This window comes from Streptomyces mutabilis, assembly GCF_046628145.1.
GTDB lineage: Bacteria > Actinomycetota > Actinomycetes > Streptomycetales > Streptomycetaceae > Streptomyces > Streptomyces mutabilis.
Window position 1 is genome coordinate 2,705,395 of record NZ_CP176874.1, and the last position, 13,516, is coordinate 2,718,910.

General features: G+C 72.8%; 10 protein-coding genes. 4 read left to right on the forward strand and 6 right to left on the reverse strand.

Annotated features, from left to right (window positions below; genetic code table 11):
* Window positions 1-94: 94 nt before the first annotated feature.
* Window positions 95-733 carry a DsbA family protein gene (locus ACLIN4_RS12035; RefSeq protein ID WP_100047331.1) on the reverse strand — a complete coding sequence of 213 codons (639 nt, stop codon included), beginning with the start codon at window positions 731-733 and terminating at the stop codon, window positions 95-97.
* A gap of 145 nt (window positions 734-878) precedes the next feature.
* Between ACLIN4_RS12035 and pepN the strand changes: the two genes are divergently transcribed.
* Both pepN and ACLIN4_RS12045 read left to right on the forward strand, forming a co-directional pair.
* The gene (gene pepN / locus ACLIN4_RS12040; RefSeq protein WP_411575762.1) at window positions 879-3,458 is read left to right on the forward strand and encodes an aminopeptidase N; all 2,580 of its coding nucleotides are present in this window, start codon (window positions 879-881) and stop codon (window positions 3,456-3,458) included.
* Between the two features lie 212 nt (window positions 3,459-3,670).
* A complete protein-coding gene (locus ACLIN4_RS12045) occupies window positions 3,671-4,735 on the forward strand; it encodes a hypothetical protein (RefSeq protein ID WP_411575763.1) in 1,065 nt (354 codons plus the stop codon).
* 79 nt (window positions 4,736-4,814) lie between these two features.
* On the opposite strand, the gene ACLIN4_RS12050 is transcribed toward ACLIN4_RS12045, so the two are convergent.
* Together ACLIN4_RS12050 and ACLIN4_RS12055 are read right to left on the reverse strand one after the other, a co-directional pair.
* Complete coding sequence (locus ACLIN4_RS12050) at window positions 4,815-5,951, reverse strand: serine hydrolase domain-containing protein (RefSeq protein WP_382053851.1); 1,137 nt, start codon at window positions 5,949-5,951, stop codon at window positions 4,815-4,817.
* 100 nt (window positions 5,952-6,051) lie between these two features.
* A complete protein-coding gene (locus tag ACLIN4_RS12055) occupies window positions 6,052-6,519 on the reverse strand; it encodes an NUDIX hydrolase (RefSeq protein WP_107476625.1) in 468 nt (155 codons plus the stop codon).
* A gap of 268 nt (window positions 6,520-6,787) precedes the next feature.
* On the opposite strand from ACLIN4_RS12055, the gene ACLIN4_RS12060 reads away from it, so the two are divergent.
* Window positions 6,788-10,084, forward strand: a complete 3,297-nt coding sequence (locus ACLIN4_RS12060; protein ID WP_411575764.1) for a S8 family serine peptidase — start codon at window positions 6,788-6,790, stop codon at window positions 10,082-10,084.
* Window positions 10,085-10,174: 90 nt separating this feature from the next.
* Here the strand turns inward: ACLIN4_RS12060 and ACLIN4_RS12065 are convergent, their stop codons facing one another.
* Both ACLIN4_RS12065 and ACLIN4_RS12070 read right to left on the reverse strand, forming a co-directional pair.
* Window positions 10,175-11,065 carry a hypothetical protein gene (locus ACLIN4_RS12065; protein WP_411575765.1) on the reverse strand — a complete coding sequence of 297 codons (891 nt, stop codon included), beginning with the start codon at window positions 11,063-11,065 and terminating at the stop codon, window positions 10,175-10,177.
* Window position 11,066: 1 nt separating this feature from the next.
* Window positions 11,067-11,597, reverse strand: coding sequence for an RNA polymerase sigma factor (locus ACLIN4_RS12070; RefSeq protein WP_100047338.1), 531 nt, complete (start codon window positions 11,595-11,597; stop codon window positions 11,067-11,069).
* 354 nt (window positions 11,598-11,951) lie between these two features.
* On the opposite strand from ACLIN4_RS12070, the gene ACLIN4_RS12075 reads away from it, so the two are divergent.
* Window positions 11,952-12,968, forward strand: a complete 1,017-nt coding sequence (locus ACLIN4_RS12075) for an aspartate-semialdehyde dehydrogenase (RefSeq protein ID WP_289903185.1) — start codon at window positions 11,952-11,954, stop codon at window positions 12,966-12,968.
* Here ACLIN4_RS12075 and ACLIN4_RS12080 read toward each other — a convergent pair.
* A complete protein-coding gene (locus ACLIN4_RS12080; RefSeq protein ID WP_107476632.1) occupies window positions 12,965-13,456 on the reverse strand; it encodes a DUF1203 domain-containing protein in 492 nt (163 codons plus the stop codon). The two genes, ACLIN4_RS12075 and ACLIN4_RS12080, sit on opposite strands and share 4 nt — an antisense overlap.
* Window positions 13,457-13,516 lie beyond the last annotated feature (60 nt).

The window sequence follows — 13,516 nt, forward strand, 5'->3', positions numbered from 1 at the left end:
ACACATGGTGCTACGGCCGGGCGGGCCCGCGCGGCACAACGGCGGGCGCCGGCGGGCTTGCCCCGGTACTTCGTGGAAGCCCGCCGGTGCGGCCTCACAGGTTGCTGAAGTCGGGGCCCTTGGTGCGGGTGCGCTTGATCTCGTAGAAGCCGGGGACGGAGGCGACCGCGAGGGTGCCGTCCCAGAGCTTGGCGGCGTCCTCGCCCTTGGGGGCGGGGGTGACGACCGGGCCGAAGAAGGCGAGCTGTTCGCCGTCGGCACCGGGGACGGCGATGACCGGGGTGCCGACCTCCTGGCCGACCTTGTCGATGCCCTCCTTGTGGGAGGCGCGCAGCTGGGGCTCGTAGGGGGTGTCGTCCCAGTGGTCCATGAGGGAGTCGGGCAGGCCGACGTCCTTCAGGGCCGCGGCCACCGTCTCCTTCTCCGGCCCCTCGCCCTGGTTGTGGAAGCGGGTGCCGAGCGCCGTGTAGAGGTCGCCGAGCACCTCGGCGCCGTGCTCCTCCTGGGCGGCGATGACGACGCGGACCGGGCCCCACGCCTTGGTCCGGAGCATCTCGCGGTACTCCTCGGGCAGCTCGTCGATCTTGTCCTCGTTGAGGACGGCGAGGCTCATGACGTGCCAGCGGACCTCGATGTCCCGGACCTTCTCCACCTCCAGGACCCAGCGGGAGGTCATCCAGGCCCAGGGGCACAGCGGGTCGAACCAGAAGTCGACGGGGGTCTTCTTGGACATGTCTCTCCTCAGGAGGCGACGCAACCGAGCTTTTCTCCTGGCAACCGGTCGGCCGCCGTGGCCATTCCCGGCTGCCGCGCGTCAGGGGCGCATGGCAGGATCGGTGCTGTCCGCATACTGAACACCACCCGAGGGAGTGCCGCCCGTGCCCGGTGAGAATCTGTCCCGCGACGAGGCCCGGGAGCGGGCCGCCCTGCTGTCCGTCGACGGGTACGAGGTGTCCCTCGACGTGCGCTCGGCCATCGGTGAGGCGGAGGGTGAGGGTCCGCGCACCTTCCGTTCCGTGACCACGATCCGCTTCCGCTGCAACGAGCCCGGCGCGAGCAGCTTCGCCGACCTGATCGCGCCGAGCGTGACCGCCGTGTCCCTCAACGGCCGCGACCTCGACCCGAGCGAGGTCTTCGACGGCTCCCGCATCGCGCTGGAGGACCTGGCCGCCGAGAACGAGCTGGTCGTCGACGCCCGGTGCGCGTACTCCCGCACCGGCGAGGGCCTGCACCGCTTCGTCGACCCGGAGGACGGCGAGGTCTACCTGTACACCCAGTACGAGCCGGCCGACTCCCGCCGCGTCTTCGCCAACTTCGAGCAGCCGGACCTCAAGGCGCCCTTCCGCTTCGAGGTGCGGGCGCCCGAGGAGTGGACGGTGTGGTCCAACGGCGTCGGTGAACTCTTCGACGGTGTGTGGCGGTTCGCGGAGACCAAGCCGATCTCGACGTACATCACGTGCGTGGTCGCGGGTCCGTACCACTACGTGACGGACTCCTACGAGCGGACCTTCGAGGACGGCACCCGGCTGGAGATCCCGCTCGGCGCGATGTGCCGCAAGGGGCTCGCCCCGCACTTCGACGCCGACGACGTCTTCCTGGTCACCAAGCAGGGCCTGGACTTCTTCCACGACCACTTCGACTACCCGTACCCCTTCGGGAAGTACGACCAGGCGTTCGTGCCCGAGTACAACCTCGGCGCGATGGAGAACCCGGGACTGGTCACCTTCCGCGAGGAGTTCATCTTCCGGGGCAAGGTGACGCGGGCGTCGTACGAGAGCCGCGCCAACGTCATCCTGCACGAGATGGCGCACATGTGGTTCGGCGACCTGGTCACCATGGAGTGGTGGGACGACCTGTGGCTGAAGGAGTCCTTCGCGGACTTCATGGGCGCCTTCTCGCTGGTCGGCGCGACCCGCTTCACCGACGGCTGGATCACCTTCGCCAACCGCCGCAAGGCCTGGGCGTACCGCGCCGACCAGCTCCCGTCCACGCACCCGATCACCGCCGACATCCGCGACCTCCAGGACGCCAAGCTCAACTTCGACGGCATCACGTACGCCAAGGGCGCCTCGGTGCTCAAGCAGCTGGTGGCGTACGTCGGCCAGGACGCCTTCCTGGAGGGCGCCCGGCGCTACTTCAAGCGGCACGCGTACGGCAACACGCGCCTCGGTGACCTGCTGTCGGTGCTGGAGGAGACCAGCGGGCGGGACATGGGCGCCTGGGCGCGTTCCTGGCTCCAGACGGCGGGCGTCAACTCGCTGACCCCGCAGGTGCTGCTGGGCGAGGCGGGCACCGTCGACGAGCTGGCGGTCGTACAGGAAGCGGCGGAGTCGCACCCCGAGCTGCGCCCGCACCGGGTGGCGGTGGGCCTGTACCGGCGTACGGCCGAGGGTGCCCTGGAGCGGTACGCGCGTGCCGAGGTGGACGTCGACGGGCCGCGCACGGTGGTGGCGGAGCTGGCCGGCGCCGAGGCGCCCGAGCTGGTCCTCGTCAACGACGACGACCTGACGTACTGCAAGACCCGCTTCGACGAGACGTCGCTGGCGACGCTGCGCGAGCACCTGGGCGCGCTGACCGACCCGCTGGCCCGCGCCCTGTGCTGGTCGGCGCTGTGGAACATGACCCGGGACGCGCTGCTGCCGGCCCGGGACTTCGCCGGCCTGGTGATGCGGTTCGCCGGGCGCGAGTCCGACATCGGCGTCCTGCAGATGCTGCACGCCTGGGCCGGCTCGGCGCTGACGCACTACGTGGCCCCGGAGTGGCGGGAGGCCGGTGCCCGGCTGCTGGGCGAGGGCGCGCTGCGCGAGCTGCGGGGCGCGGCGCCGGGCAGCGAGCAGCAGCTCGCGTGGGCGCGGTTCTTCGCGGCGGTCGCCTCCGGGGAGCCGGAGCTGCGGCTGCTGCGCGACCTGCTGGAGGGCACGGAGAAGATCGACGGCCTGGACGTGGACCAGGAGCTGCGCTGGGCGTTCCTGGAGCCGCTCGCCGCGCACGGCGAGGCCGACGAGAGCGTGCTGGCCGCCGAGCTGGCCCGCGACGACACGGCCTCCGGCAAGCGCCACCAGGTGCGCTGTCTGGCGGCCCGGCCGTCGGCGGCGGTGAAGGCGCAGGCCTGGGCGCAGGTCGTGGAGTCGGACGCGCTGTCCAACGCCCTGGTGGAGGCGACCATCGCGGGCTTCGCGCAGGCCTCGCAGCGGGAGCTGCTCGCGCCGTACGCGGAGAAGTACTTCGCGGCGATCGAGCGGGTGTGGGACGAGCGGTCGATCCAGATCGGGATGGACGTGGTGCGGGGGCTGTTCCCGTCGCTGCGGGACTCCCAGGACACCCTGGAGGCGACGGACGCGTGGCTGGCCGCGCACGAGGGGGCCGCGCCGGCGCTGCGGCGGCTGGTGCTGGAGGCGCGGGACGACCTGGCGCGGGCGCTGCGCGGGCAGGCGTGTGACGCGGCGGCCGGCCGCTAGCCTCCCGGCCACCCCCACCTCTGGCCAAAGATTCGGCGTTCCGTGATCGTTACGGAATCCGGTCAACGGCAGCCGTAACCCCTGGCCGCACCTTCGCGGACCAGGGGTTTTCGGCATCCGAACACCCGTCCTTTAGGGCGGCCTTGTCCTGATTCGTCGATGGACTTGTAACAGGGGTTAAGGGACGGATCGGACGCGGGAAATTGCCGGTCATGACGCACAACACCCCGCTCTCCCCTCGCCCCCTGCACCAGCTGACCGACGGCCGGCGCCGGCTGATGACGACCGCTCAGCTGCGGGCGCACGGTGTCTCCGCCGCCGAGGCCGACGCGCAGTGCCGGCCGGGCGGACCCTGGCAGCTGCTGCTGCCGAACGTCGTCCTGCTCCACCCGGGCCCGCCCACCAGCGACGAGCGCCTGCACGCGGTGCTCCTGTACGCGGCACGGGAGCGGTCCGGCCGATCGGGTCCGGGCGTCACCGCGTCCGTGCCGGTCCAGCCGGACGGTGAGCACGAGCCCGCGGCCCCCTACGCGGAGGCGATGGTCACGGGGCTGGCCGCGCTGACGTTGCACGGCTTCACCTCGACTCCCCCGCTGCCGTCCCTGGAGGTCATCGACGTCCTGGTGCCGAGACTGCGCCGCTTGCGCACGACGGGCTGCGCACGCGTCGTCCGCACGACCGCGCTGCCCTCCGCCCAGTTGGTCACCGGGGTTCCGGTGGCGCCGGTGGCGCGGGCCCTGGCGGACGCCGTGGCGGAGCTGACGGACGCGGGCGCGGTCCGCCGGCTGCTGACGGAGGCGGTGCGCGGTGGGCACTGCGAACCGGCGGCGGTGGTCCGGGAGCTGAACCGGGCCCGGCTGCTCAGCCGCCCGCACGTGGTGGACGCCGTGGACTCGCTGGTCGCCGAGGGGCGGGCGCTGGCCGAGCAGCGCCTGTACCGGATGGTGCGCGAGCACGGGCTGCCGGAGCCGCTGTGGAACGTCGACCTGCGCCTGCCCGGCGGCCCCCACCTGGGCGGCGTGGACGCCTTCTGGCCCGAGCACTCGGTGGCACTGGAGCTGGACACCCGCGCCCACCGGCAGCAGGAGGACGAGGCGCTCCGGGCGGAACACACCCGCAAGCGCGAGCACTTGGAGCGGCTGGGCGTCACGGTCGTGCACCTGACGCCGCGCAAGCTGCGGGACTGTCCGGAACACCAGGCCGCCGTGGTCCGTACGGCGTTGATGGCGGCCGGGGACAGGGAACCCGCCGCGTACGTCGTGGCGCTGCCCCGGTAGTGACGGACCGGGACGCCCACGAGGAGGGGAGAGGAGGGGCGCCGCCGTGCCGGGGGCGCCCCTCCTCACGCTGCGGCGCCTACTTCGCGCAGAACTCCGCCTCGATCACCGCCCCGCTGTCCCCCGCCCAGTCGCCGTTGAAGTTGAAGGCGAGGGCGTGCCGGCCGTCCCTCGTCGCCACCGCCTCCGACGAGGAGCCGTGGATGCCGCCGGCGTGGCCCCAGACGGTCACCCCGCAGTCGAGTCGCCGCTTGATCAGGCCGAGACCGTACTCGGCGCCCGGCTCCGCGGGGACCGTGGTCGTCATCTCGGCCAGCTGCTCGGCGGGCAGCAGCCTGCCGCGGAACAGGGCCGTGTAGAAGCGGTTCAGGTCGGCGGAGCTGGAGATCATCTCGCCTGCCGCCCCGGCGATGGACGGGTTGAGCCGCGTGACGTCGTACGTCGGGCCGGTGGCCGGCCCGGCCAGCTTGGAGTAGGCGCGGCTGCTGGGCCGCGGCAGGGTGGTCCTGGTGCCCGGGACCGACGTGGCCCGGAGCTTCAGCGGCTCGATGAGGCGGCGGCGCACCTCGTCGCCGTACGGGCGCCCGGTGACCTCCTCGATCACCATGCCGGCCAGGACGTAGTTGGTGTTGGAGTACCTCCAGCCGGTGCCCGGGGCGAAGTCCGGTTCGTGGGTCATGGCGATCGCGACCAGCTCTCGCGGCGTCACCGTGTCGTAGCGGTGCTCGAAGAAGCCGGGCGCGAGGAAGTAGGCGCGGACGAACTCCTCGTCGGCCGTGTAGTCGTGGACGCCGCTGGTGTGGTTGAGGAGTTGGCGCACTGTGATGCGGCCGCCGTCGTGGCCGTTGCCCTCGACCACCCCCGGCAGCCACTCGTCCACCGTGTCGTCCAGCGACAGCCGGCCCTCGGCCTCCAGCTGGAGCAGGACGGTGGCGACGAACGTCTTGGTGATGCTGCCGACCCGGTAGCGGTCCCGCTCCGAACGCGGTTCGCCGGTCCTCAGGTCCCCCGTTCCGACGGCCTCGGACCAGGTCCCGCGGGCGTCCCCGGCGGACGCGGTCACGCCGGGCACACCGGCGGTGACGGCGGCCTCCATGGCACGGCGGGTCGGGTCGTGGCCGCCGGTGGCGGGCGCCGCCACGGCGGGTCCCGCCACCGCGATCGACAGTGCCACGGCGGTGGCCGCCACCAGGGTGGTGCGTACGCGTGCGGTCATGTCTTCCCCCATCGTCTGCGTCCTCGGCGTTGCCCGGTCGGTGGGACGGACCGGGCGGGCGCCGCGAAGGTTGAGGTGCTCGGGGACGGTTGAGCCGGATTCAGCCCTCTTTCACCCCGTGGCACCCGGGCCGCCCCGCCGGCGGCCTCTCCCGCCACAGCCGCAGTCCCGCGTCGACCAGCGGCACCCGGGTCAGCCCGGGCACGGCGTCCAGGTCCTGCCAGGCCGCCAGGTCGGTGGAGCCGCCGACCTCGAACCGCAGGTCGCCGCCGGTGACCCGGACCTCGTAGACGAGCCGTACGCCGTGGTGGTCCACGGTCCGCCGCAGCAGCCTGCCGGGGCCGAACCGGCTCGGGCGGGTGCGGCGGCTGGAGTCGACGCCGAGCAGGGCGGTGGGCTCGACTCGGTAGCCGGTCTCCTCCTCCACCTCGCGCACGACGGTGTCGTGGGGGTCCTCGCCGTGCTCCGTGCCGCCGCCCGGCAGCACCCACTCGGGGACCCCGCCGGGGCCGGGGGACCGGGCGAGCAGCACCTGCCCGTCGCGGACGCATACGGCGTAGGCCGCCACCCTCAGTTTTCGCAGCACTCCGGGACGTTAACCCGCCCGGGCCGGACCGCGACACGGCGCACAGGAATGTCACAGCCCGTCCCTTGTGTACCCGATGGCGTATGGCGGAAGTACGCCATGACTCCATCCCGCCCCGGACAACTCTCCCCAAACAGTGAGCCCTTACGTAAAGCTGAGCGGTCGTCCGGGATCGGATTCCGGACTGTTGCGGCCAGGACCGATCGGCCCCGGTCGTTCACGCACGTTCCTTTACCTACAAGGGATGCCGATGACCCACACCCCCCAGCGCGAACCGATACCGGGCGCGAGACGCGCGGCCCGCCTGGCCGTGGCCACGGGCCTCGTCGCCGCGCTCTGCGCCGCCGGGCCGATACCCGTGGCCTTCGCCGCCGACGGCCCCCAGGCCGCTCCGCCCGCCGACGCCTCCGTCAAGTCGGCGCACGACAAGCTCGGTTCGGACGACGCGGACCTGCTCGCCGAGGCGAAGGCCGACGGCACCAAGAACGTCACCATGATGGTCGCCACCGCCCCCGGCAAGACCGAGCAGGTGGCGAAGGAGCTGGACTCGGTCGAGGGCGGCAGCGTCGGCCGGACCTACGACGAGCTCGGCTACGTCCGTGCCACCGTCCCCACCGGCAAGGCGGACTCGGCCATCGCCGCCGCCACCGAGCTCTCCTCCGTGCACGGCATCGACCTGCGTGACGAGATCCCGCTGGACGACCCGACGCCGGGCGCGGACCGGGCGAAGGGCGCCGAGCACCGCGAGGGCCGCTCCTACCCGGCGCCGGACCGCCGCACCCCCGCCGAGAACCCGTACAACCCGTCCTTCGAGACGGGCGCCGTCGACTTCGTGAAGAAGAACCCGAAGGCGGACGGCCGCGGCATCACCATCGGCATCCTCGACTCCGGCGTCGACCTCGCCCACCCGGCGCTGCAGAAGACCACCACCGGCGAGCGCAAGATCGTCGACTGGGTCACCGCGACCGACCCGGTCGTCGACGGCGACCGCACCTGGCGCCCGATGACCACCTCCGTCTCCGGGCCCGCCTTCACCTACGGCGGGAAGACCTGGACGGCCCCGGCGGGCTCCTACCGGGTGAGCACCTTCCTGGAGTCGTACACCACCGGCGGTGACGCGGCGGGCGACGCCAACCGGGACGGTGACACCACCGACTCCTGGGGCGTGCTGTACGACAAGGCGGCCGGCACGGTCCGCGTCGACCTGAACAACAACAACGACTTCGCCGACGACACCCCGATGAAGCCCTACAAGGACGGCTTCCAGGTCGGGTACTTCGGCACGGACGACCCGAAGACGGACGTGGCCGAGCGCCAGCCGTTCGTCGTCGAGATCCGCGAGGACGTCGTCCTCAACGGCGCCGGCGCGAAGGCCGACTTCGTCAACATCGGCGTCATCGAGGGCTCGCACGGCACGCACGTGGCCGGCCTCGCCGCCGCCAACGGCCTGTTCGGCGGCCGGATGGACGGCGCGGCGCCCGGCGCGAAGATCGTCTCGTCCCGCGCCTGCACCTGGAGCGGCGGCTGCACCAACGTCGCGCTCACCGAGGGCATGTTCGACCTCGTCGTCAACCGCGGCGTCGACATCGTCAACATGTCGATCGGCGGCCTCCCGGCGCTCAACGACGGCAACAACGCCCGCGCCGAGCTGTACACGCGGCTCATCGACACCTACGGCGTCCAGCTGGTGATCTCCGCGGGCAACTCCGGCCCCGGCGCCAACACCATCGGCGACCCGTCGCTCGCGGACAAGGTGATCTCGGTCGGCGCCTCCATCTCCCGCGAGACCTGGGCCGCCAACTACGGTTCCGCGGTGGAGAAGAAGTACGCCATGATGCCCTTCTCCTCGCGCGGCCCGCGTGAGGACGGCGGCTTCACGCCGACGCTGACCGCGCCCGGCGCGGCGGTCAACACCATCCAGACCTGGGTGCCCGGCGCCCCGGTCCCGGAGGCGGGCTACGACCTGCCCGCCGGCTACGGCATGCTCCAGGGCACCTCGATGGCCTCCCCGCAGGCCGCCGGCGCCTCGGCGCTGCTGCTGTCGGCCGCGAAGCAGACGGACATCGAGCTGACCCCGGCGAAGCTGCGCACGGCGCTGACCTCGACCGCCGACCACATCAAGGGCGTGCAGGCGTACGAGGAGGGCGCGGGTCTGATCAACATCCCCGACGCCTGGCGGTCGATCCGCAAGGGCGCCACCGCCCACGAGTACACCGTCGAGGCGCCGGTCGACACCGCGATCGACCAGTTCCTGAAGAAGCCGGGCCACGGCACCGGCCTCTACGACCGCGAGGGCGGCCTGAAGGCCGGCGAGCGCAAGACGTACGAGATCACGCTCACCCGCACCTCCGGCGCGGACCGGGCGATCCGGCACGAGCTGCACTTCGAGAACAACACCGGCGGCACCTTCCGGATCGTCGGCTCCGACGAGGTGAAGCTGCCGCTGAACGAGCCGGTGACCGTCAAGGTGCAGGCGAAGCCGCGCTCCGAGGGCATCAAGAGCGCGATCCTCGAGGTCGACGACCCGCGCACCGAGGGCACCGACAAGCTGGTCCTCACCACGGTCGTGGCCTCGGCCCCGCTGGAGTACGACTTCTCCGCGAAGGACTCCGTGCAGCGCAACAGCACCGAGTCGTACTTCGTGACCGTCCCCGAGGGCGCGAAGACGCTCGAGGTGGCGATGAGCGGCCTGAAGGAAGGCAGCCAGACCCGGTTCATCGCCATCCACCCGTACGGCGTCCCGGTCGACAACACCTCCACGCCGTACTGCTACAACAACTACCTCGACGGCAACGGTTGCCGGCCCGACGTGCGCGCGTACGCCGACCCGCAGCCCGGCGTCTGGGAGATCGAGGTCGAGTCGCGGCGCACCTCGCCGCTGCTGGACAACCCGTACGAGCTGGACGTCGCCGTCCTCGGCGCGGTGTTCGACCCGGAGGTCGTGACCGTGCCCGAGGCCAAGGTCGGCACCCCGGCCGACGCCGCCTGGAAGGTGACGAACCGGTACGGCCCGATCGACGGCAAGCTGGTCGGCGGCCCGCTCGGCTCGGCCGAGACGTCCCGCCCGTCGATCGCGCAGGGTGAGACGAAGAGGTCCACGGTCGAGGTGCCCGAGGGCGCCGAGTCGCTGGACGTGGCCATCGGTGGCGTCTCCGACGCGGCCGCCGACCTGGACCTGACGGTCTACGACAAGGACGGCAACGTCGTCGGCCAGTCCGCCGACGGCGACTCGGAGGAGTCGGTCTCCGTTCCGAAGCCCGCCGCCGGCGCGTACACCGTCGAGGTCGTGGGCTACGCGGTGCCGTCGGGCAGCACGGAGTACGACTACCGGGACGTGTACTTCGCGGCCACCCTCGGCTCGGTCACCGTGGACGGCTCGGCGCCGGTGAAGCTCGGCACGGGCGAGACCGCGACGGTCTCCGGCAGCGTCACGGCGCTGGCCGCCGCTCCGGAGGGCCGTGAGTTCTTCGGCCGGGTCCAGCTGGTGAACGCCCACGGCACGGCCGCGGGCCTCGGCAGCGTGCGGATCGGGAAGGTCGTGCCGTAGTCCGGTGCGGTGCGTGTGAAGGGGCGGGTGCTCTGCGGGGCGCCCGCCCCTTTCGGCTTTCGGCTTCCTGCTTCCTGCTTCCTGCGGGGGTCAGTCGCAGGTGAGGGTCCGGGACTCGGGCAGGGAGGCGGTGATCAAGGTGCGGGCGGTGGCGATGTTCCGCTCGCCGGTGATCACCGTGTCGGCGCCGGTCCCGTCCCGCAGGACGCCGACCAGCGCCCGGTCGCCGGGGCGGAGCCGGGCGGTGGCGTCGTCCAGGAGAAAGGTCACCGGCTCGGTTCCCGTCCGCGGCCCGGGGCTCGCCGTCGGTCCGGTGCTCGTCCCGGATCCGGTGCTCGCTCGCGGCGGCGCGCTCGCCGCCGGGGCGTACGAGCGGGTCACCCGGAGCGTGATCCGGTGCCGGTCCTGCCCCGGGACCGGCTCGGCGCCGGTCACCGTGCCCTCGGCGACGAGACGGGCACAGGCGAGGTAACGGGGGGTGCCGAAGACGGGCGCGGCCTCCTGGTCAGGGGCGGCCCCCGAGGCGGAGCCGTCCTGCTGGACGCCGGACGCCGCCTTGCCGCCCGCGTCGTCCGTGCCGCCGCCGGTCTGCACCACGAGCCATCCCAGGCCCGTGACGACGACACCCGCGCAGGCGGCCGCGACGACTCCCAGGGCGAGGCGGAACGAGCGCCGCCGGGGGCGGTGGACGACCGTGCGCAGTGCCGTCCCTGCGTCCTGCCGCTGAGCGGGCGGTTCGCTCAGGACGCGTCCGAGGACGTCCAGCTGCTCCCGCAGCAGCGCCACGTCGGCCGCCGCCGACCGGTACGCGCCGTGGGCGTCCGCGCCCGCGCCGGGCGGCAGCGGCTCGCCCGTGATCGCGGCCATCAGCGCGTCGTGCCCGACGGGGTACCGTTCGGCGGAGTGCCGTTCGACAGGGTCCCGCCCGGCGGGATTCTCTCCGGCGAGGTCCCGCCCGTCGGGATTCTGTCCGGCGGCCATCTCACACCACCTCGTCCTCGTGCAGGCGGGCCCTGAGCGCCCGTACCGCCGTGTGCAGCCTGCTCTTGACCGTGCCCTCGGGGATGCCCAGCTCCTCGGCGATGCCGCGCACCGGCAGGTCGGCGTAGAAGCGCAGGACGACGACCTGGCGCTGGACGTCGGGCAGCTCGTCGAGGCCCTGGGCGACGGCCAGCGAGAGCAGGCTGGTGTCCTCCCCGGAGGGCTGGTCGCTCTGGCGCAGGGCGGCCAGGCGTTCGCCCAGCCGGGCCTGGCGGCGCCTGGCCCGGTGCCAGTCCATGGCCAGGTTGGAGGCGACGACCGCCGCCCACGCGGACACGTCGCGCGGCGCCTCCCGGCCGCTCGCCGTCCGCTCCAGCAGCCGCAGGCGGACCTGCTGCACCCCGTCCGGCAGGTCCGCCTGCGGCACGCCGCCGAGCGCGAGCACCGCCCGCACCCTGCGTTCCTGGGCCGCGTCCAGGGGATCGTCGAGTACGGCGTCCCCCTGGCCGCGGCGGGCCCTTCCGCGCAGCACGGCCACCCCTCCCCTCACCGCGTTTCCCCTATGACGCCGCGGCGGCCCGAAACGTTCGCCGGACCGCACCCGCCCCGGCGAGAGGCATACGTCACATCGTCGTGTGGGGTGGGAAGGGATGGGCAGGGGCGGAACAGCACAGCTTGCGGCGCGGGGTCAGGTCGGCGGAATTTCTGCAGCTCAGCCGGGGTTTTCGCGAAAGTACCGCACCCACTGCCCGAGCCCCCTCGTCCCAGTGCGCGGGCACACCGCGCAAAGAATTGGACAGGTGGGCCGGGCCGCGCCGCATGATGGAAAAGTCTCGGCCGAGCAAAGCGCGCGTGAAGACACGCGCACAACGGAGAAGGAGTCACCGTGAGGGTCGGAATCGTCGGAGCCACCGGTCAGGTCGGCACGGTCATGCGCAGGATCCTCACGGAGCGGAACTTTCCGGTCACCGAACTGAGGCTCTTCGCCTCGGCCCGCAGCGCCGGCAAGGAGCTGGACGGCGTGACGGTGGAGGACGCGGCCACCGCCGACTACTCCGGCCTGGACATCGTGCTGTTCTCCGCGGGCGGCGCCACCTCCAAGGCGCTGGCCGAGAAGGTCGCCGCGCAGGGCCCGGTCGTGATCGACAACTCCTCCGCCTGGCGCCGTGACCCCCAGGTCCCGCTGGTGGTGTCCGAGGTCAACCCGCACGCGATCGCCGACCGCCCCAAGGGCATCATCGCCAACCCGAACTGCACCACGATGGCCGCGATGCCCGTGCTGCGTCCGCTGCACGCGGAGGCGGGCCTCCAGGCGCTCGTCGTCGCCACCTACCAGGCCGTGTCCGGTTCCGGTCTGGCGGGCGTGGACGAGCTGTTCGAGCAGGTCCAGAAGGTCGGCGCGGACGCGCCCAAGCTCACCCACGACGGCTCCGCGGTGGAGTTCCCGAAGCCGGACAAGTACGTGGCGCCGATCGCGTACAACGTGCTGCCGCTGGCCGGCTCCATCGTGGACGACGGTCTGCACGAGACGGACGAGGAGCAGAAGCTCCGCAACGAGTCCCGCAAGATCCTGGAGATCCCGGAGCTGAAGGTCTCCGGCACCTGCGTGCGCGTGCCCGTCTTCAGCGGCCACTCCCTCCAGATCAACGCCCGCTTCGCCCGCCCGATCACCGTGGAGCGCGCCAAGGAGCTGCTGGCCGGCGCCCCCGGCGTGGCGCTCACCGAGGTGCCGACCCCGCTGGAGGCGGCCGGCCAGGACCCGTCGTACGTGGGCCGCATCCGCCAGGACGAGACCGTCGACAACGGCCTCGCCCTCTTCGTCTCCAACGACAACCTGCGCAAGGGCGCGGCCCTGAACGCGGTCCAGATCGCGGAGCTGGTGGCGGCGGAGCTCAAGGGCTAGGCCCCCTGGGGCCGGCCCCGCCTCACCTCGTAGAGGAAACAGCCGTACTCGACGGCCCGGACGTGGACGAACGCCACGGCCGGGTCGTCGAACGCTTCCCGGAGGGCCGGTGCGAAGGCGTCGGGCTCCTCGACCAGCCGCCCGCCCAGGATGTGCCCGTCGGAGGAGTAGCGGCGCAGGACGCGGTGCGCGTCGGTGAAGGCCAGGCCGTCGGCCTCCGGGCCCGCGCACTGCCCGGCGTGGACGAAGACCGGCCCCTGCTCGTCGTACGCGCCCGGGTCGGCGCCGGTCCGCGCGGCCCAGCGGCGCAGCGGGGCGTAGGAGACGAGGGCGATCCTCTCCCCCGGGCGGCTGCGGCGCAGGCAGCAGCGCAGCGGGGCGCCGCCCTCGTCGTCGGTCCGCGCGGCGGGTGGGCGGCCCGCGTCGTCGGTGGTGCGCAGTTCCTTCAGGGCGGCCGGTGGCACGGGCCGTGCGGTGTAGTGCTGCATGGAACCCAGGCTCACGCGTGCCCGGTCCGCGCACCGGCGGGAAATGGACATCGCGTTCGG